Raw genomic sequence first — 549 nt, 5'->3', positions numbered from 1 at the left:
GCGCCGCGGTCAGTGCGTTCTGGGCGACTACCGCGTCGAGTCGTTCGACGAGCTACCCGGCGTGCGCTAAGGTTTGGTCGTGTCCCAAACTCGTCTAGAGTCGTAACTGACTCCTGTGGAAACAGGGTCACCTCTGGTACCTACCCCGAAGTGACCCATGCACGCCACAATCGACGCGCAATTCACAGTTAGTCTCGACCCAGACAAAACGCTACCGCTTGCCACGATCGCTGAATCTCTCACTGAGATTCAGCTTGAGGCCACTATCCTCGAGGAGATCGTCAGAAGCCTCGACGAGCGCCTCGTCGAGGCGTACTGTGGAGAGAAACATACGCGCGGAAACGGCGGTCGCCGTTTCCAGCGCGCCGGAACTACGACACGAACAGCTGTAACAACCGCAGGAGAACACGAATTCACCCTCCACCACGTCAAAGATACTGCTGCTACCGACGACTCGACCTACTTCCGCCCGCTCGAGGATCTCATCGAATTCGACGGCCAGCGCATCTATCAAGAGGATATCTCTCTTCAGAGTACCGAACTCGCTAC

Annotated in this window: 1 pseudogene; it reads left to right on the top strand. The window is 57.4% G+C overall.

The window, feature by feature from the left end:
• Positions 1 to 157 precede the first annotated feature (157 nt).
• A pseudogene (locus tag ACNA7R_RS20615) lies at positions 158 to 549 on the top strand (ISH6 family transposase); the annotation flags it as partial.

Origin of the sequence: Natronococcus sp. (assembly GCF_047921035.1) — an archaeon.
In the GTDB taxonomy this organism is placed as follows: Archaea; Halobacteriota; Halobacteria; order Halobacteriales; family Natrialbaceae; genus Natronococcus.
Note: the sequence above shows the minus strand (reverse complement) of the source record. Positions and strands in the feature narration are given on the sequence as shown.